The 17,364-nt window shown below is 72.7% G+C and carries 19 protein-coding genes and 1 pseudogene; 5 read left to right on the top strand and 15 right to left on the bottom strand.

What is annotated here, in order from left to right; genetic code table 11:
* Nucleotide 1 precedes the first annotated feature (1 nt).
* Nucleotides 2–514: a MarR family transcriptional regulator gene (locus ACIA6C_RS12720; protein ID WP_399275075.1), complete on the top strand. Its 513-nt coding sequence runs from the start codon at nucleotides 2–4 to the stop codon at nucleotides 512–514.
* Nucleotides 515–635: 121 nt separating this feature from the next.
* Here ACIA6C_RS12720 and ACIA6C_RS12715 read toward each other — a convergent pair whose 3' ends face one another.
* Both ACIA6C_RS12715 and ACIA6C_RS12710 read right to left on the bottom strand, forming a co-directional pair.
* The gene (locus ACIA6C_RS12715; protein WP_361135041.1) at nucleotides 636–992 is read right to left on the bottom strand and encodes a PRC-barrel domain-containing protein; all 357 of its coding nucleotides are present in this window, start codon (nucleotides 990–992) and stop codon (nucleotides 636–638) included.
* Between the two features lie 7 nt (nucleotides 993–999).
* Entirely contained in the window at nucleotides 1,000–1,386 is a 387-nt protein-coding gene (locus tag ACIA6C_RS12710; protein ID WP_361135038.1) for a MerR family transcriptional regulator, read from the bottom strand.
* Between the two features lie 225 nt (nucleotides 1,387–1,611).
* On the opposite strand from ACIA6C_RS12710, the gene ACIA6C_RS12705 reads away from it, so the two are divergent.
* Entirely contained in the window at nucleotides 1,612–2,034 is a 423-nt protein-coding gene (locus tag ACIA6C_RS12705) for a YjbQ family protein (protein ID WP_399275072.1), read from the top strand.
* A 59-nt stretch (nucleotides 2,035–2,093) separates the two neighbouring features.
* Here ACIA6C_RS12705 and ACIA6C_RS12700 read toward each other — a convergent pair whose 3' ends face one another.
* Together ACIA6C_RS12700 and ACIA6C_RS12695 are read right to left on the bottom strand one after the other, a co-directional pair.
* Nucleotides 2,094–2,942, bottom strand: coding sequence for an aldo/keto reductase (locus ACIA6C_RS12700; protein WP_399275070.1), 849 nt, complete (start codon nucleotides 2,940–2,942; stop codon nucleotides 2,094–2,096).
* Between the two features lie 142 nt (nucleotides 2,943–3,084).
* Complete coding sequence (locus ACIA6C_RS12695) at nucleotides 3,085–4,944, bottom strand: M1 family aminopeptidase (protein WP_399275068.1); 1,860 nt, start codon at nucleotides 4,942–4,944, stop codon at nucleotides 3,085–3,087.
* Nucleotides 4,945–5,345: 401 nt separating this feature from the next.
* Between ACIA6C_RS12695 and ACIA6C_RS12690 the strand changes: the two genes are divergently transcribed.
* On the top strand, nucleotides 5,346–5,855 hold the full coding sequence (locus ACIA6C_RS12690) for a hypothetical protein (RefSeq protein WP_399275066.1): 510 nt from the start codon (nucleotides 5,346–5,348) through the stop codon (nucleotides 5,853–5,855).
* Between the two features lie 76 nt (nucleotides 5,856–5,931).
* On the opposite strand, the gene ACIA6C_RS12685 is transcribed toward ACIA6C_RS12690, so the two are convergent.
* Together ACIA6C_RS12685 and ACIA6C_RS12680 are read right to left on the bottom strand one after the other, a co-directional pair.
* On the bottom strand, nucleotides 5,932–6,093 hold the full coding sequence (locus ACIA6C_RS12685; protein WP_361135023.1) for a hypothetical protein: 162 nt from the start codon (nucleotides 6,091–6,093) through the stop codon (nucleotides 5,932–5,934).
* 169 nt (nucleotides 6,094–6,262) lie between these two features.
* The gene (locus ACIA6C_RS12680) at nucleotides 6,263–6,973 is read right to left on the bottom strand and encodes an RNase H family protein (RefSeq protein ID WP_399275064.1); all 711 of its coding nucleotides are present in this window, start codon (nucleotides 6,971–6,973) and stop codon (nucleotides 6,263–6,265) included.
* Between the two features lie 361 nt (nucleotides 6,974–7,334).
* Here ACIA6C_RS12680 and ACIA6C_RS12675 point away from each other — a divergent pair.
* Together ACIA6C_RS12675 and ACIA6C_RS12670 are read left to right on the top strand one after the other, a co-directional pair.
* Nucleotides 7,335–8,138 (top strand): annotated as a pseudogene (locus ACIA6C_RS12675) (VanW family protein); the annotation flags it as partial.
* A 91-nt stretch (nucleotides 8,139–8,229) separates the two neighbouring features.
* Nucleotides 8,230–10,002, top strand: coding sequence for a serine/threonine-protein kinase (locus ACIA6C_RS12670; RefSeq protein WP_399275062.1), 1,773 nt, complete (start codon nucleotides 8,230–8,232; stop codon nucleotides 10,000–10,002).
* A gap of 59 nt (nucleotides 10,003–10,061) precedes the next feature.
* Here ACIA6C_RS12670 and ACIA6C_RS12665 read toward each other — a convergent pair whose 3' ends face one another.
* From ACIA6C_RS12665 to ACIA6C_RS12625, 9 genes are all read right to left on the bottom strand, one after another.
* A complete protein-coding gene (locus ACIA6C_RS12665; RefSeq protein WP_399275060.1) occupies nucleotides 10,062–10,589 on the bottom strand; it encodes a DUF4232 domain-containing protein in 528 nt (175 codons plus the stop codon).
* 90 nt (nucleotides 10,590–10,679) lie between these two features.
* Entirely contained in the window at nucleotides 10,680–11,318 is a 639-nt protein-coding gene (locus ACIA6C_RS12660; RefSeq protein WP_399275058.1) for a DUF1772 domain-containing protein, read from the bottom strand.
* The gene (locus ACIA6C_RS12655; RefSeq protein WP_399275056.1) at nucleotides 11,315–12,337 is read right to left on the bottom strand and encodes an alpha/beta hydrolase; all 1,023 of its coding nucleotides are present in this window, start codon (nucleotides 12,335–12,337) and stop codon (nucleotides 11,315–11,317) included. Before ACIA6C_RS12655 ends, ACIA6C_RS12660 begins: the two co-directional genes overlap by 4 nt.
* Nucleotides 12,334–13,056: an indole-3-glycerol-phosphate synthase gene (locus tag ACIA6C_RS12650; protein ID WP_399275054.1), complete on the bottom strand. Its 723-nt coding sequence runs from the start codon at nucleotides 13,054–13,056 to the stop codon at nucleotides 12,334–12,336. The genes ACIA6C_RS12655 and ACIA6C_RS12650 overlap by 4 nt, the downstream gene beginning before the upstream one ends.
* Nucleotides 13,053–13,802 carry an N-(5'-phosphoribosyl)anthranilate isomerase gene (locus ACIA6C_RS12645; protein WP_399275052.1) on the bottom strand — a complete coding sequence of 250 codons (750 nt, stop codon included), beginning with the start codon at nucleotides 13,800–13,802 and terminating at the stop codon, nucleotides 13,053–13,055. The genes ACIA6C_RS12650 and ACIA6C_RS12645 overlap by 4 nt, the downstream gene beginning before the upstream one ends.
* Entirely contained in the window at nucleotides 13,799–14,950 is a 1,152-nt protein-coding gene (locus tag ACIA6C_RS12640; RefSeq protein ID WP_399275050.1) for an acyl-CoA dehydrogenase family protein, read from the bottom strand. Before ACIA6C_RS12640 ends, ACIA6C_RS12645 begins: the two co-directional genes overlap by 4 nt.
* Before the next feature lie 54 nt (nucleotides 14,951–15,004).
* A complete protein-coding gene (locus ACIA6C_RS12635) occupies nucleotides 15,005–15,379 on the bottom strand; it encodes an ectoine synthase (RefSeq protein WP_190183900.1) in 375 nt (124 codons plus the stop codon).
* A gap of 93 nt (nucleotides 15,380–15,472) precedes the next feature.
* Nucleotides 15,473–16,297, bottom strand: coding sequence for a tryptophan synthase subunit alpha (gene trpA, locus ACIA6C_RS12630; RefSeq protein ID WP_399275048.1), 825 nt, complete (start codon nucleotides 16,295–16,297; stop codon nucleotides 15,473–15,475).
* Entirely contained in the window at nucleotides 16,290–17,327 is a 1,038-nt protein-coding gene (locus ACIA6C_RS12625) for a hypothetical protein (RefSeq protein ID WP_399275046.1), read from the bottom strand. The genes trpA and ACIA6C_RS12625 overlap by 8 nt, the downstream gene beginning before the upstream one ends.
* Between the last annotated feature and the right edge of the window lie 37 nt (nucleotides 17,328–17,364).

Raw genomic sequence — 17,364 nt, 5'->3', positions numbered from 1 at the left:
GATGCCGCACAGCTTCCCCTTGCCGCCCCCGGACCCCGGGCAGGTGGCCGCCGAAGCATCCGCTCTCCTGGAGATGCTGGACGTGCTGTGGGGCCGCGGCCAGGAAGCCGTACCCTCTCCCGTGCCCCCCTCGCAGTTGCGTGCGCTGACCGTGATCGACGAGCGGGAAGCCGTCAACCTCCGCGACCTGGGCGAAGCGCTCGGATCGACACCGCCGTCGGTGAGCCGGCTCTGCGACCGGCTCGAAGCGGCCGGTCTCGTCCAGCGTTCCCGGGCGACGGCGAACCGCCGGGAGGTGGAGGTGCGGCTGAGCCGCAGCGGCCGGAGCGTCCTGGCTTCCGTACGGGCGGCGCGGGCGCGGGAGCTGGAGATCGTGCTGGCGCGCCTGAGCCGTGAGGAGCGGGGGGCCCTGTTCGAGGGTCTGGCCGCCTTCCGCCTTGCCGCCGGCACCGATACGGGCCCGGGCCGCCCGGGCCACGTCCGCGCCGGCGCGGACGTCAGCGACATCGCCTGAGCGGCGCCCGCCGCCGCCCGGCCGGACGCCGCCCGCCCGGACCCGGAACAACGCGATCCGCCCGCAGACCGGCGGTCCGGCCTGCGGGCGGGAGTGCGGGGGTGGCCCCGCGGTACGGGTGTCAGGCCGGGCGGCCGCCGAACGGGGCGCCGGTGCCGTAGTACGTACCGAGCTGCGCGTGGTACCCGGCGTCGTCCAGGTGCTTGTCCCGGTGGAACTCGGGCGCGTTCTTGACCTGCTCCTTGGTGAGGTCGACCAGGACGCGCTTCTCGTCCGGGTCGATGCGCGTGACGGCGCCCGCCGGGATCAGCACCTCCTTGCCGAAGATCCACACACCGGTGTCCACGACCAGATAGGCGGAGCCGGCCTCGTCCGAGTGCTTGTCGACCTTGCCGATGACGCCCTCGGTGGCCTCGACCTTGTAACCCGTCAGGTCGGTTCCCGCCAGGTGACCGGCCGTCTCACGGTAAGCCCACATGTGACCACTACTCCTTGCTCGTCGAACCGTCCGTCGGCTGCTCGCCTGCCCCGGCCGCCGCGCGGCATGCGGGTGCGGGTGGAAGCCCGGCACGACGGAATTCGGCGTTGATGCGCTGGGCCTCGGCGAGCTGGTCTTCGAGGATCACGATCCGGCAGGCCGCCTCGATGGGAGTACCGGCGTCCACGAGTTCACGGGCGCGGGCGGCGATCCGCAGCTGGTAGCGGGAGTACCGGCGATGGCCGCCCTGCGATCGCAGCGGCGTGATCAGCCGGGCCTCGCCGAGCGCCCGGAGGAAGCCGGGGGTGGTGTCGAGCATCTCGGCGGCCCTGCCCATCGTGAAGGCGGGGTAGTCGTCGTCGTCGAGACGCCCGAGCGGGTTCTCTGCTGTCACTTTCACCTCTGCGTACGGCAAATACGTCGAGGGGCCCGGATGCCGTGAAAGCACCGGGGCCCCGGAGGGAATTCAACACCATCCGACGGGCCCCCGATGTCTGCTCCGGTCAGCACAGATTTTGACGTTCACCTCAATGAGCTAACCGCCTCGGCGCCGGGACCTTCCGACACCGTCCGGGTGTGCGGCGGGGCGGTCCGGCGCCCACGGGCGAAAATGGGTCACATGGCTGACACCTTCACCACACGCACCATGGAACTCACGACGGGTTCCACCGAGACGGTCCACGACCTGACCGACGCCTGTGCGCAGTTCCTGCGCGAGGCCGCACGGGGGCGGGACGGGCTGCTCAACGTGTTCACCCCGCACGCGACGGCCGGACTGGCCGTGATCGAGACGGGCGCCGGCAGCGACGACGACCTCCTGGAGACGCTGCGCACGCTGCTGCCCGCCGACGACCGCTGGCGGCACCGGCACGGCTCGCCCGGACACGGCCGCGACCACGTGCTGCCCGCGTTCGTGCCGCCCCACGCCACGCTGCCGGTGGTCGGCGGCGAGCTGGCGCTCGGTACCTGGCAGTCGGTGGTCCTGGTGGACACCAACCGGGACAACCCGCGCCGGACCGTGCGGCTCTCCTTCCTGGGCTGACGGACGGCCCCGGGCCGGGCCCGGTACGGGCGTCCGGGTAACGGCGGGGCCCCGCCGGGTCAGTCGTGCAGGCGGGCGGTGCCGAGCCGGCTGACCACGGCGGGGTCGCGGTGGTCGAAGAACAGCGAGCGTCCGGTGTCCATACCGGCGATGCGCGCCATCTCCGCCTCGGTGAGCGCGAAGTCGAACACGTCGAAGTTCTCGGCCATCCGGTCGGCGCGGACGGACTTGGGGATCACGACGACTTCCCGCTGGACGAGCCAGCGGAGCACGACCTGCGGCACGGACTTGCCGTGTTCCTTCGCGATGTCACCGAGGACGGGGTGGGTGAAGAGGTCATTGCGCCCCTCGGCGAAGGGGCCCCACGACTCGATCCGCACTCCGCGCTCGCGCATGAGTTCCTGTTCGGCCGCGCGCTGGAAGAAGGGGTGGGTCTCCACCTGGTTCACCGCGGGGGTGACCTCGTTGTGGTCGATGAGGTCGATGAGCCGGTCGGGGTAGAAGTTGGAGACCCCGATCGCCTTCACCCGACCCTCCCGGTAGAGCTTCTGCATGGCGCGCCAGGAGCCGTACACGTCGCCGAAGGGCTGGTGGATCAGGTACAGGTCGAGGTGGTCGAGGCCGAGCCGGCGCAGCGAGGCGTCGAAGGCGCGGCGGGCGTTGTCCTCACCGGCGTCCTGGATCCAGAGTTTCGTCGTGACGAACAGTTCCTCGCGCGGGATGCCGCTGCTCCTGATCGCCCGGCCGACTGCCTCCTCGTTCAGGTAGGCGGCGGCCGTGTCGAGCAGCCGGTACCCGACGGCGAGCGCCTCGCTGACGGCCTGTTCGGTCTGCTCGGGCGGGATCTGGTAGACGCCGAAGCCGAGGATCGGCATCACGACGCCGTTGTTCAGGGTGACGGTCTGCATGGGACTTCCTTCCTGCGGGGACCCGGGCCGGTCGCACGCCCTCGTGGCACAGTGGGCGCCATCCGGCGCCCACTGTGCCACCGGGTCCCGGCCGCCGCCGTTCACGGCGCGACCGGGCGCGGCTGGAGGCGGCCCCGCGGGGTCAGCCCTCGATGCGGTGCTGGGTCCAGAAGGAGGTCAGGTCCGTGCTCGTGGCGGCCTGGGCGGCCGCCTTGAACTCGGCGGTGGTCGAGACGCCGTACCAGTGCGAGGTGGCGTAGTCCTTGAGCAGCGTGGTCATGGCGCTGTCACCGAGGACGCGCCGCAGGTCGTGCAGGGCGCACTTGCCGTAGCCGTAGATGACGGTGGAGTAGCGGGACGAGTGGGTGTCCCAGTAGGCCATCGAGTTGGTGATCTTCTCCGCGGTCGACGCCCACGAGACGCTGCTCCAGCAGTTGGTGCCCGTCTTGTTCTGCGCCAGGTCGGTGGCGTAGTCGGTGAACGCCTCGTCCAGCCACGGGCTGTTGTACTCGTCGTCGCCGACGATGCCGTACCACCACTGGTGGGCGATCTCGTGGGTGAGCGCCGTCGTGCTGACCAGGTCGAGGACGAACCCGGGGTATTCCATGCCGCCGAACCAGTAGTTGTTGTCGATCACCGCGTCCAGCTCGCCGTAGGGGTAGGCGCCGAACCTCGCGGAGTGGGCGTCCACGGCGGACTTGGCGGTGGTGAGCATGGACTGCGCGTCGGTGGAGCTGATGCCGGAGACGGAGTAGACGTTGACCGCGGTGCCGCCGGGCGAGGTGCCTGAGATCTTGGTGAAGGGACCGGCCGCCCAGGCGAAGTCGCGGACCTTGGAGGCGGTCGCGGTGGTGACCGTACGGCCGCTGGAGCCGGGGGTGTCCACCGAGGTGCCGGTGGCCGGGACCAGGAGGGTGCTGGGGTGGTCGAGGGTCACGCGGAAGTCGGATGCGAGGGAGTAGAACGACTCGCCGTTGTTGGTGTACGGGTCCAGGTGCCAGCCGGCCGCGTCCTTGATGGCGAGCACGGGAAGGGCGTTGCCGATGAAGTTGAACGCCCCGTCGTGGCCGAACCGGTCGGCGCCGCTCGGTACGGTGATGCCCAGGTCGAAGCCGATCGTGGCGCTCTGGCCCTGTGCCAGCGGCGTGGGCAGGGTGATCTGGAGGGCGGTGCAGCCGACCGAGAGCGCGCCCGCGGTGCCGCCGGTGACGTTGGTGACGGTGACGGGCATGGCGGAGCAGGTGCCGTGGTAGTTGTCCCAGAGCCTCAGGTAGACCTCGGTGAGGGCGGTGGCCGAGGCGTTGGTGAAGGTCGCGCTCTGGTGGCCGGTCCAGACGGTCCCGCTCGTGTTGCTGCTGAGGCTTACGGTGTACGAGGGTGAGGCCGGTGTACGTGTGGGGTCGCCGGGCGGGGTCGTCCCGCCGGAGGTGTCCAGGGCGACGTCGTCGATGACGAAGCTGGTCTGGAGGCTGGAGTCCTCCGTGCCGGTGAAGGCGACGGTCACGGTCTGCCCGGCGAACGCCGAGACGTCGAACGACTTCTGGACGTACCCGGTGTTCTTGTCGAGGTTCGAGTAGGTGGCGAGCGTCGTGCTGCCGATCTTCGCCGTCAGCTTGTCGTACTTCGTCGAGGTGGTCGTCTCGGCGGTGTCGATGTGCAGCCAGAAGGTGAGACTGGCCGTGCTGCACCCGGCGGGGACCGTGACGCTCTGGGAGAGGGTGTCGGTGTGCGTCGAGCCGACGCCGTTCAGCCAGGCGAAGGCCGTGCCGGTGTGGGCGCTCTGGCCGGTGCGACTGGTGATCACGCTGGTGGACGACTGGGTCCAGGGCGAAGTGCCGTTCTCGAAACCGCCGTTGGCGACGGCCTGGGCCGGGGTGCAGGCGGCGGCGCGGGGGGCCGCGGACGGCGTCGCAGCTGCCGGGGTGGTGCCGAGCGAGGCGGCGGCCAGCGCGGCGACCGTGAGCACGGTCGTGGCGAAGGCCTTGTGGGGGGTCGATCTCACGCGGAACTCCTTTGGGCGGCCGGGATCCCGGCCTGCTCGGTGACCGCTCGACCGGCTGGGTGGGCCGGAGGGCAGCCGCGGACTGCGCGCATCGCTTGCGCGATCGCTGGAGTGAGATGCCTTGCCGCGTCGCCCCGGGGTCGGGGCGACGACTGGCGGAAGCCTGGCAGATTTGACCGGAGCATGCCATCAGGCGCGAGTAAAAGTGTCCCCACCTTCGACCCGGCCTTCGACCCCGCTCTCCCCCGCCCCGCCCCCGCACTCCCGCGCCGAGGCCCTCTGGCGGACCCGCGCCGTCGTCCGGCACCATCTCTGCCTGCCGCTCGCGCCGGACGACAGGAACCGGCTCCACCTGCAACGCCAACTCACCGTGCAACGCCACCAGCAGGAGGCACCCGCCGATGAAGCTCCGCCCGATCCTGACCGCCCTCACCCTTGCCGTCGTCACCGTGGCCGCCCCCGGAATCGGGGTCCTGACCGGGACCACCGAGGCCTACGCCGCCACCAAGATCAGCCACGCCACCGCCACCTCGATGTTCCGCAGCTCCGGGATCACCTGGTCCTCCTCGGGAGGCTGCTCGGACCGCAACAACCCCACGTGCACGTCGTTCGACCAGCTCAACCTGGCCAGCGCCCAGGGCGCCCAGACGCTCAAGCGCGCCGCCGGCTGCGCGCTCAACATCACCGGCGGCACCGAGACCGGCCATGCCTCCGGGACGTACTCGCACTGGAACGGCTACAAGCTCGACTTCGGCAAGTCCACCTGCCTGACCAACTACGTCAAGAACACGTTCACCTACATCGGCGTGCGGGGCGACGGAGCCCTCCAGTGGCAGTCCGGCTCCGGGAACGTCTACGCCGACGAGGGCAGCCACTGGGACGTCACCTACTACAACTGCGGCGGCTGCTGACCCGCACCCGGGGCGCGACACGACGGGGCCCCGGGAGCGGCTCGCGCTCCCGGGGCCCTGGGTCCGCAGCGGCGACTCAGTCCTCGCCGAGGACGATGTGGTCCTCCGTGGTGCCCTTTTCCAGGACCGGCTCGGAACTGCCGCGGACGCCCTCCGCCGAACTGTGACGGGGTCTCGCGCGCTCCTCGGGCTGATCGGCTGCCCGGGTCGAGTCGTTCCGAATCGTGTTGCGCACCATGTTCAGCTCCCTTTCCTCTGGCCGTGGCGGGCGACGACGTGCCCCACCGGACCCTCCCCGCGCCTCGGACGTGGCGTCCGCCGCGCGCCGCAGCAGCACGCACCCCACACTGTGACGGCCCCCGACCCCGTGCGCCCCCGCTCCGCGCCGAACGGGTGAACCGCCACAGCTAGGCCGTGGCGGCGCAGTCGGGGTGGCCCCAGCCCGATCCGTGCTTGGCGATCTTGTCGCCGGCCGCGTAGGCCGTCCCGCAGGGACAGGTGCCCTTGAACTTGGCCTTGATGGTCCGGGCGCCGCGGCCCGAGGATCCCGCGCCGGGTGCGGGCTCCGCGGCGGAGGCCGGCTTCCGGCGGGCGGGGGCCGTGCGGGCGGGGGACGTACGGGCCGGCGCCGGCACCGGGATGGCGTGGTCGCCCAGCGCGGTGCCGGCGGGCCGCTGGCTGGTGGCGGCGTCGCTGGCGGCCTGGTCGGCGATCGCGTTCAGGTGGTCGCCGTCCGCGCGGTGGGCGGGGACGTAGCGGAACTCGACGTCGCGCTCGGCCAGCAGCGCGTCGATGCGTTCGACGAGTTCACGGTTGGCGACCGGCTTCCCGGCCGCGGTCTTCCAGCCGTTGCGCTTCCACGCGGGCAGCCACTGCGTCACCGCCTTCATGGCGTACTGGGAGTCCATCCGCACCTCGATCGCCGTGCCCGGCGCGACGGCCTCCAGCAGCTTCTGCAGCGCGGTGAGCTCACCCACGTTGTTCGTGGCGCGGCCCAGCGCGCCGGCTTCCCAGCGCTCGGGACGGCCCTGCGCGTCGCCGATGACCCAGGCCCATGCGGCAGGACCGGGATTCCCCTTCGCCGCCCCGTCGCAGGCGGCAATGATGCGTTCAGACATCCCCCGATCATGCCCCACCGGACTCCCGACGGCCGACCACGGCCGGGCGGGGCGCCGGTGCCCCGCCCGCGTGAGACGGGGCACATTTTGCCCCTGTTTGGTCCCATCGGGCTCAGCATGGTGTGTGGCCTGCCGCCTCGCTTCCGCGTGGGTGCCGGGCTCCACCGCGACATCCGCTACCGGGAGTGACATGCGACGCACAGACCGCCGGAACGCCGCCATGCGACTGGCCCTGACCAGCGCCGTCGCGGCCGCGACCCTCGGCCTCGGCGGACTCGCCGCCGGCCCGGCGGCCGCCGAGAACGGACCCGGCGGGGCGCCTGCGCCGGTAAAGCCGGTCGGCCCGGCCCAGGCCGCCGAGCAGCAGATGTCCTCCTTCACGGTCGCTTTCCCCTCCGCCCCCTACCGCACCCACAACATCGCGCGCGCCGTGCAGCTGATCAACGGCTCCGTGGTCCGTCCCGGCGACACGTGGAGCTTCAACAAGACGGTCGGCGAGCGGACGAAGGAGAACGGGTTCGTCGACGGCATCATGATCAACGACGGCCGTTACGTGAAGTCGCTCGGCGGCGGCATCTCGGCGGTCGCGACGACGATGTTCAACGCCATGTTCTTCGCGGGCCTGCAGCCGGTGGAGCACGGCGCCCACTCCTTCTACATCGAGCGCTATCCCGAAGGCCGCGAGGCCACGGTCGCCTGGGGCACGCTCGACCTGCGCTGGAAGAACGACTCCGGCCACCCGGTCCGCATCCGGGCCGCCTCCACCGACACGTCGGTGACGATCACCCTGCTCGGTACGAAGAAGTACGACGCGATACGCGCCACCAAGGGGCCCCGCACGAACATCACGCCGCCGGCCAAGCACACGGCCACCGGCGCCTCCTGCGAGGAGCAGACCCCGCTGGAGGGCTTCGACGTCTCCGTGGACCGCGTCTTCGTCAAGGGCGGTGCGGAGCTCAAGCGCGAGACGTTCCGCACCCACTACACCCCGCGCGACGAGATCACCTGCCTCCCGGACCCCTCGCCGACCCCGTCGGCCCCGGCGACCCCGTCGGCCCCGGCCACCCCCTCGGCCTCCGCCGCTGCGGCCCCGGCGGCCCCCTCGGCCTCGGCCACTGCGGCCCCGGCTGCCACTTCCGCCTCCGCCGCGCCCGGCCACCGCTGACCGCCCGGCCGGCGGACGCGACCCCGCCCCGCCCGGCCCGCTCCCGTAAAGTGATCACGCACATCGCGCACTCACGGGGGACGACAAGACAATGAGCGAGCCCGCAACCGGACCGGCGTTCCAGCCACTTGGGCCCGACGATCCCGCGACGGTCGCCGGATACCGCCTCGCGGCCCGGCTCGGGGCCGGCGGCATGGGCAAGGTGTACCTCTCCCACACGCCCGGCGGCCGCCCGGTGGCGATCAAGGTGATCCGGCCCGAGTTCGCCGAGGATTCCGAATTCCGGCGCCGGTTCCGGCAGGAGGTCCACGCCGCCCAGCGGGTCCAGGGCCTCTACACCGCCCCCGTCATCGACAGCGACACCGACGGCCCGACGCCCTGGCTGGCCACCGCCTACGTGCCGGGCCCCACCCTCGCGGCGGCCGTCGCCGAGAGCGGGGCGCTCCCCCCGCGCACGGTCCTCATGCTGGTCGCCGGCATCACCGAGGCCCTCCAGGTGATCCACGGCGCCGGCATCGAGCACCGGGACCTGAAACCCTCGAACGTACTGCTGGCTTCCGACGGCCCGCGGGTCATCGACTTCGGCATCGCCCGCGCGGCCGACACCACCTCCCTCACCGCGAGCGGCGTGTCCGTCGGGACCCCGTCGTTCATGTCCCCCGAACAGGCCGCCGACCGGGAGGTCGGCACGGCGACGGACGTCTTCGCCCTCGGGCTGATCGCCGCCTTCGCGGCGCTGGGCACCTCCCTCTACGGTGACGGCCCCTCACATGCCGTCCTGTACCGCATCGTCCACGAGGAGCCCGAGCTGACGGGCCTGTCCGAGGAGCTGCGCCCGCTCGTCACCCGCTGCCTGGCCAAGGACCCGGCGCAGCGGCCCTCGTTGACCGAGATCCTCGAACTGTGCCGCGGCGCGGCCGACCAGACGCAGCTGCGCCGCCCGGAGGACTGGCTGCCGCAGCGCGTGGCGGCGGGGCTGGCGCGGCGTCCCTCGGTCCCGGCGCCCGTCGCCGGGCACGCGGCCGCCGGCACGCATCCGGTCACCGCGCCCGACTACCGGATCGCCCCGCCCGCCTACCAGCCGACCGCCCCCGCCCGGCCGGTCTCCGGCGCCGGCCCCGCCACGGCGCCGCCCGCGTACCAGCCGGCGCCCGGCCCGGTGCCGGTGGCTCCCGGCGGTCCGTACGGGGGTGCGCCGGCCGGCCCATACGGCGCCCCCTTCGGGGCGTACCCGGCCCAACCCCCGCAGCCGCAGCCGCCGTCGGCCTCCTCCGGCCGCCGCGCGGGCATCGTCGTCGCCTCGGTGTTCGGGGGGTTGCTGCTGCTCGCCGGCTGCGGCGCCCTGGTCAACCTGCTCGGGGACGGCGGCAGGAGCGGCGCGGCCCCCGGCAGCGGCGGGAGCGCCGCGGCCACGGGCACCGCCCAGTCCGGCGGGGCGCAGCCCTCAGGCGGCGCGCAGCAGCCCCGGACGGATCCCAAACCGGCGCAGTACCAGGGATTCCAGCTCCCCACCGGGTACCACCTGGAGTTCGGGGACGACCCGTTGCAGCCCCGCGATTCGAACTTCGACGACCTGTACTTCTCCTGCTCGTCGGTCAACGACTGCACCCTCGGCGCCTACGGGTCCAAGCTGGTCGTCCTCGACGGCAGCGAGAAGGGTTCGCTGGCCACCTGCCGGTCCGCGACCCGCTTCACCACCCGGGTGCCGGTGGCGTCGCTGTCCAAGGGCACGGAGCTGTGCGTGCGCACCAAGGCCGGGAACATCGCCCTCGTCACGTACGGGGGTGCATCCGCCCCCTCGGATCCCAGCACCTACATCACCGTCGACGTCACCGTGTGGCGGGGGGCGGTCAGGGGCGACTGACCGTCCGGGACGGCGGCCGCCCCGGACCGCGAGGGCGCACGGGCGGATGCCCGCCGGGCTCAGGACCCGGCGGGTGCGAAGGCGGTGGCCCGTACCGTGGTGCCGCAGAGGGCGAACCCGTCGGCGTCGGGCGTGCCCAGTTGCTGCTTGATCCCGGCGAAGCCCACCACGAGCGAGGGGGCGACCGTGGGCTCGGCGCCGGAGGCGCAGTACCCGTCGGCCTCGCCCAGAACCGGGGTGAACGTCAGATGGGTCACGGCCTGCCCGCCCACGGCGAGTTGGACGGAACGGGCGCTGCCCTGCCGCACGACGGTCAGCGGCTTGTTCCGGTCCGGTGAGCCCTGGCCGGCGATGGCGACGGTGGGGTAGCCCTTGAGTACGCAGGGCTTGGGGCCCTCGTTGGTCACGGTGACGGTGGCCTGGGTGGAACCCGCCGCGCTCGCCGACAGCTGACCGCCCTTGCAGGCGGGCGCCGGGGCCGCCGCTGCCGACTGGGCGCCGGTCAGCGCCCCGCCCGACAGGACGGCGCCCAGCACGAGCGAACAGCAGGCGGCGGCGGTCGCGCTCCTTCGTCCTGCACGTTTCATGGCCGTTCTCCCATGGTGCGTCCCGAGCGTCGTGCCCCCGCCTTCCAGCCTGGCACGATCCCGCGCCGCCCGCTCCCCGGCCCGGACGGGTCAGCGAGTGGCCCGGCCGTACAGCACCAGGGCTCGGGACAGGGCGGTGAGGGCCACCGTGGACAGGAGCGTGCGCAGGATGTTGGTGGTGACCCAGGTCGTCTTGAACTTGTCGACGATCGAGAAGTCGGTCATCTTCGCCGCGTTGCCCGCGTCGGCCAGTTCGTTGTTCAGCGGGATGTTGACGCTGAAAGTGATCATGAGGACGACGAAGTAGAGGACCGCGCCGACGGCGACCCAGACCGCCACGTTGCGGCGTCCCTTGCGGTACTCCAGGATCGCCGACACGACCGGCAGCAGCAGCGCGACCATGAAGGCCATGCCGAAGAGGGGGTTGCCGTCGATCGCGGCGTTGAAGTTCTGCATCGCGGTGACGTAGGTCCGGTCGTCGGCCTTCGCGAGGCCCGGCATCACCGAGACGTCGAAGGCGAAGAAGAGACCGGCCATCAGACCCAGCAGGATCGTGGAGACGAGGATCATCGCCGTCGCGCCCTTGCCGCGTTCCGCCGGACCCGCGACCGGCCCCGACTGCTGGTACTGCGGCTGCTGTCGGGGCTGGTGCTGGGGCTGGGCATACGGGTCGTGGACGCCGGGCTGGGGCGGGTAGGGCTGGGGGTTCCCGGCCGGATGTGTGGTCATTGGCTGCGTCCTCTTCTGGGTGCTTGTGTTGCTGCTCGCATCGGCACGGACATCGCATCGTGGCATCCCCCGGGCCCCTCGGCCATGGGGTTGCGACCGTCTCTCGAGCGTTCTTCGAGGGCCGGTGACGCATGCTGTTCGGTCGGCCCCTGCCCGGCGGGCCCGGCGGACCGGCGCGCGGCGAGGAGGCACTCCTCCAGGAAGGCCAGTACGCGCAGGTGGTAGGCCGTCGCGGTGTGGCCGAGGCTCAGGTTGTGTCCCGAGCCGGGCAGGTGTTCCACCGTCACCGACGGCGCCGCCGTCAGACGGGCGGTCATCGCCGTCAGGGTGCGGGCGTCGAGCCGCCACCACCCCTCGTGTTCGGCGAAGGTCAGCCGGACGGGGACGCGGACGCCGGGGGCCAGTTCCTCGTACTGCCGGGGCCACCAGGGCGTGTCCGCCGACTCGCGGGGCGGGACGGGTGACAGCAGGGACCGGCTCGCCTGGAAGGTGCCCGGCGGATAGAGGTTCAGGGGGCCCCAGTTGAGCCGGGTCGCACCGCCGCCGAGCGTCGAGGGGAAGTGCAGGGCCTGCGGGTGGTACTCATAGCCCACCCCGGAGGCGTCCAGCCCGAGCAGGGGGACGGCCGGGGCGCTCGCCGCCGTGTGCAGGGCGACCTTGCCGCCGTCGGAGTGGCCGAGGAGGAGGACTCCGGCGCCCAGCCGGTGGGTGCGGGCGTGTTCTGCGAGGGCCCGGCGCAGTGTCCTGGCCTGCTCCGGCAGGGACTGGCCCTCGGGCAGGCAGGCCGCGGAGGCGCCGTAGCCGGGGCGGTCCACGGCAAGGACGGCGTGGCCGAGGGCGGTGGCCAGGGGGATGAAGGAGTCCCAGTACCGGGCGCGCATGCCCCGGCCGTGGATCGCCAGGATCGTGGAGCGGGGGGCGCCGCCCTCGGGCAGCGCGAGGAGCCCGGAGACGACGGTGCCCGTCGCGTCGATCGTGCAGGGCCGGGCGGTGGCCGCCGGGTACGCCGAGGTGGTCACCGGACCGCCAGACCTCTGCGAGCGCCGCTCACCGCGTCCAGCCACTGTGCCGGGGACCCGCTGCGCAGCAGGGACGTGCCGACCAGGAGACCGCCGAAGCCGGCGTCCAGCAGGCGGGCGGCCGTCGTGGGGCCGTCTATGCCGCTCGCGCTCACCGGGCAGGCGGTGCCGGTCGCGCGGAGGGCCGGCAGGAGCCCGATGCTGCGGCCGAGGTCGCCCGTATCGCGTTCGCGCGTCTTGATGTCCTTGTTGTTGACTGCGATCACGCACTCCGGGGCGTGCGGGACGGCTTCCAGCTCGGCTTCCGTGGTGATCTCGACGAAGGGGGTGAGGCCGGTCAGCAGGCATCGGTCCACCAGCTTGGCCAGGCTCGACGCGGGGAGCAGGGCGGCCGTCAGGAGTACCGCCGAGGCGCCCAACTCCACTGCCGTGCGCAGCTGTTCGGTGCGGGTGATGAAGTCCTTCTGGAGGAGGGGCAGGGGGGTCAGCGCGGCGACCTCGCGCAGCAGCGTGTTCGAGCCGCCGAACCAGCGGCCCGTCACCACGGACACGCAGGGCGCGCCCGCGCTCTCGTACGCGCTCACGACCTGGGCCGGGGTGCGGCCGCCAAGTAGGTCGTGGCCGTGGGCGTCGCGCTGTTTCACCTCCATCACGACGGGGGTCGGCGAAGCCAGGAGGGCGCGCAGGAAGGGGAAGTCGGTCCGGGCGTGGGTGGTCATCGCGACGGCTCCAGGTCGGCGGGCGGGTGGGCGCGGGCGGGGCCGCCGGAGGGGTCCCCGCGCCAGGCGCGGGCCAGGGCGGTGATCTCGGGGACGCCGAAACGGCCGGTCAGCGGGGAGCGGGCCGCGGTGTCGACGTCGATCCCGTGGAAGCCCGGGGCGCGCACCACGTCCGCGTACCGGGCCGGACTCGTCGGCCCCAGGCCTCCGGCCAGCAGGAACGGCCGGGTCATGCGGGGCAGCAGCGCCAGCACGTCCGCCGGGTCAAGGGCCTGGCCGGTACTGCCGATCCGGCCGTCCCCGGTGGCCGCGTCGATGAGGAAGAGGTCGGTGCCGGCGCGCTCGTAGGCGCCGATGAGCGGGCGCTCGACGCAGCCCGCGCCGCCCTGCGCGAGGTGCAGCACCTTGACGATCGCGACCTCGGGCGCGAGGGACGCGCGCAGGGCCCGTACGGCCGTCGGCGACTGGTACGCGTGGAGCTGGATCCAGCCGACCCCCGTGCGGCGGGCGAGCTCCGTCAGTGCTTCGGCTTCGGCGAGGAAGGTGACCAGGGCCGGCAGCAGGCCGGCCGAACGGGCCGCCGACGCCAGGTCGCCGAGCGTGTCCGCGTCCAGTTCGCGGGGGCCGCCGGGTACGCCGTGCCAGAGCCCGACGCAGTCGGCCCCGGCGGTGGCCGCGGCTTCGATGTCGCCGCGCGTCGTGGCTCCGCAGACCTTGAGCAGCGTGCGGGGCGGCGGGCCGCTCATCGGCCCGACCCGAGGCCCAGCATCGAGGCGATGCGGTTGTACTGGATCTCGTTGGTGCCGGAGTAGACCGTGCCGCCCACGGCGTTGCGCACGTCCTGTTCGAGCCCGTACTCGGACATGTAACCGTGGCCGCCGAAGATCTGTACGGCCGCGAGGCTGGTGGCGAGGTTGCTCTGACTCGTGACGAGCTTGGCGATCGCGAGGTCCACGGTGACGTCCTCGCCCGCCTCCAGCTTCGCGCCCGTGTCGTAGAGCCACTTGCGGGCGCTCTCCAGCTGGATCTTCATGTCGACGATCTTGTTGGCGACCGACTGGTACGAGCCGATCGGCCGGCCGAAGGAGTGGCGGCTCTTCGCGTAGGCGACGCACCGGTCCAGCCGGTGGCACATCTCGCCGGCGTTGACGACGAAGGAAAAGAGGACCTCGCGCTTCATGACGTGGTCCAGGACGATGAGACCGCCGCCGACCCGGCCGAGCACCGCGCTCCTGGGCACGCGCACGTCGTCCAGGTACAGCTCGCACAGGGGCGAGGTGCGCAGTCCCATCTTCTTGCCGGGACTGCCGGTGGTCAGGCCCGGGGTGTCGCGGTCGACCAGGAACGCGGTGGTCCCGAGGGGGCCGCCGCGGGGATGGGTGCGGGCGTAGACCACGATCACGTCCGCGATCGGCCCGTTGCTGACGAACGCCTTGCTGCCGCTCAGGACGAACGTCTCGCCGTCGCGGGTCGCCCGGGTGGTCATCGCCATCGCGTCGGAGCCGCCCTCGGCCTCGGTGATGGCGTGCGCGCCGATGGCCTCGCCCGATGCGATCAGGGGCAGGTAGCGCTGTTTCTGCTCTTCGGTGCCGAAGTGTTGTACCGGGATCCCGGTCGAGCAGATCGACGTGGTGGCCGAGAAGCTCAGGCCGGAATCCCGGTTGTACTCGCCGAGTCCCTCCAGCGCGTACATGGTGGTGAGCAGTGATTGTCCGAGGCCGCCGTATTCTTCCTCGAAGGGCAGCGAGAGGATTCCGGTCTCCCGCAGGAGTTTCCATTTGTCGTCGGGGAACCGGCCCTGTTCTTCGAGTGCGATGTGATCGGCGCTCAGCGCCTCTCCCCACCGCTCCAGGCCCTCGCGCAGATCGGTCTGATCGGTGTTCCAGCGGATCACGGCGGACCCCCCTCTGAGTCGGTGGACGGCTCGGACGTCGTGGTGGCGAGTGCCTCAGTAGGCGGACGAGTTGTGGGCGTCGAGCTGGTGGACCTCGTTGCCGTTCAGGGCCGGCGAGAAGACGCAGACCAGGCGCAGGTCCTCGTGGGGGCTGGCGACGAGGTAGTGGGCGTCGTGCTGGTCGAGGGCGTACATCCGGCCCGGGACTATCTCGTGGGTGGTGCCGTCCAGCTCGATGACCTCGCCGGAGCCGGCGATGCAGTAGCACGCCTCCAGGTGGTTGACGTACTCCAGGCGCGACTTGGTACCGGCCAGCACGACGGTGTCGGTGAGCGTGTAGCCGAGGCCGTCGTCGGCGAGGAGGAAGCGGCGGCTCAGGCCGTTGCCCCACTCGACGGTCTTCACGGACTCGATGTCGCGGACGATCATGGCTGTCTCCTGATCTGTGAATGGTGTGCGGAGGAACCTGATGAGGCAGGGGTCTCTTCTGCGCCGGCCCGGCACCGGGTGCCGCGCCGGTGACTACGCGGGCCGGACGGAGCGGACGAACTCCCGGAACGCCGCGGGCAGATCGCGCCCGGCCTGCTGTGCCCGCTCCACGGCGGCCACGGCGGCGGAGCCGATGACGGCGGCGTCCGCGCCGCTGGCGCCGACCGCTTCGACGTCCTGGCGGGTGCTGACCCCGAAGCCGACGGCGATCGGGGCCGCGGTGTGCTCCCGCAGCTCCGCGACCGTCCGCGCGAGCGCGCCGTGGCCGGCGGCGGGCGCGGTACCGCTGCGCCCGTAGTGGGCGACGAGGTACAGGTAGGCGGTGGCGTCCGCGGCGGCCTGGGCGCGGGTCGCGTCCGGGCTGGAGGCGTAGCAGGTGGTGACGACCGGGAGCGCGGCCGCCGCGGCCGCTTCCAGGTACGTGGCGCGGAGCCTGGGCGGCAGCGCGTGGACGAGCAGTGCGTCCGCCCCCGACGCGGCGATGTCACGGGTGGCGGCGGCCGGGTCACGGTGCCCCAGGGAGTACCTCCAGTCGGTGAGCAGGGCGATCCGTGTGTGCGTCAGGTGGGGACGTACGCCCGCGACGAAGGCGAGGACGTCGTCCAGGGCGGCCCGGCCCCGCTCCAGGGCCCGGCTCGCGGAGCGCCGGATGACGGGGCCGTCGGTGACCGAGTCCGGGAAGGGCACGGCCAGTTCGAGGCAGTCCACGCCTTCCTCGTCCAGCGTCAGGACGAGGTCGCGCAGGACCGGCAGCGGCGGGTCTCCCGCGTTGAGGAACAGGGCGAGTCCCGGGCCCACGCCCGGGGCGCGCCGTCCGGGGAAGAAGGGCGCCGAGGTGGGGACCGGGGTGCTAGACACGGGCCACCGCCGGCCGGGCCCCCGCGGCCGCGAGGCGCCGCGCGAGGTCTGCGGCCGCGCCGGATCCGATCGCCCCGTCCGCGAGGGTCACCGCCGAGGGCCAGTCCCGGCCGGGGGCCGCCGCGACGATCAGGGCGGCCGCGCCGAGGGCGACCGTACGGCGGGCCACCGGGCCCGCGTCGCCGGCGAGCACCGACAGGAAGTGCGGGACGGCTCCGGCCGGGTCGGTGACGGGGCGCAAGTCCTCGAAGGAGCCCTCCCCCGGGGTGAGTTCGCCCGGGCGGATGACGCGGGTGGCGGACCGGTCCCCGTACACGGTGTTGACGGCGAAGGGCAGCAGTTCGTCGGCTCCCGTGTCGTTGGCGGTGAGCCAGATCCGCCGGGTGGTGGTCGTGGCGGCGAGTTCGCGCAGCGTGTCGAGCGGGACGCCCGCGCTGACGCCGGTGACCTGGGCCGCCACCGGCAGGTCGGCGAGGAACGGCCCGAGCGCGTTCAGGAACCGCCCGAAGGGTTTCATGGCGAGCGGGGCCACGGTCCGCGCGAGGCGGGTCAGTTGCGCCGGATAGACGAAGGGGCCCGCGAAGGCGATGCCGTACTCCGCGAGGACGTCCTCGGTCTGGGTGTAGGAGGACGTCGGCCGCACCCCGAGCCGCTCCAGCAGGTCGACGGAGCCGAGCGCGCTGGTGTAGGCGCGGGAGCCGGTCTTGACCACCTTCACCCCGACCGCCGCGGCGACGAACGCCGCTGCGGTGGAGACGTTGAAGGTCGGGGGGCCGCCACCGGTGCCGACGACGTTCACGGTCCCCTGCCAGGGGGCGCCCGCCGTCGCCGGCGGCCTGCGCTCCGCGAGGGAGTCGAGCAGCGGCCGCAGGGTGTCGGGGCCGGGGAGCCTGCTGGTCAGCGAGGACAGCAGGCCGACGGCCTGCGCGCGGTCGAGACCGCCGGCGCCGAGTTCGTCCCACCAGGACCGCCAGGTCTCTCGGCCGATCGGGGCCTTGCGTTCCAGCAGGCCGGCGAGTGCCTCGTGCACGGTTCCTCCTTCCTTGCGCGTGGGGGTGACGGCGTGC

The organism is Streptomyces sp. NPDC051578, assembly GCF_044454045.1.
Lineage (GTDB): Bacteria > Actinomycetota > Actinomycetes > Streptomycetales > Streptomycetaceae > Streptomyces.
The sequence above is the reverse complement of the archived record's forward strand: the minus strand, read 5'-3'. Positions and strand labels throughout refer to the sequence as shown.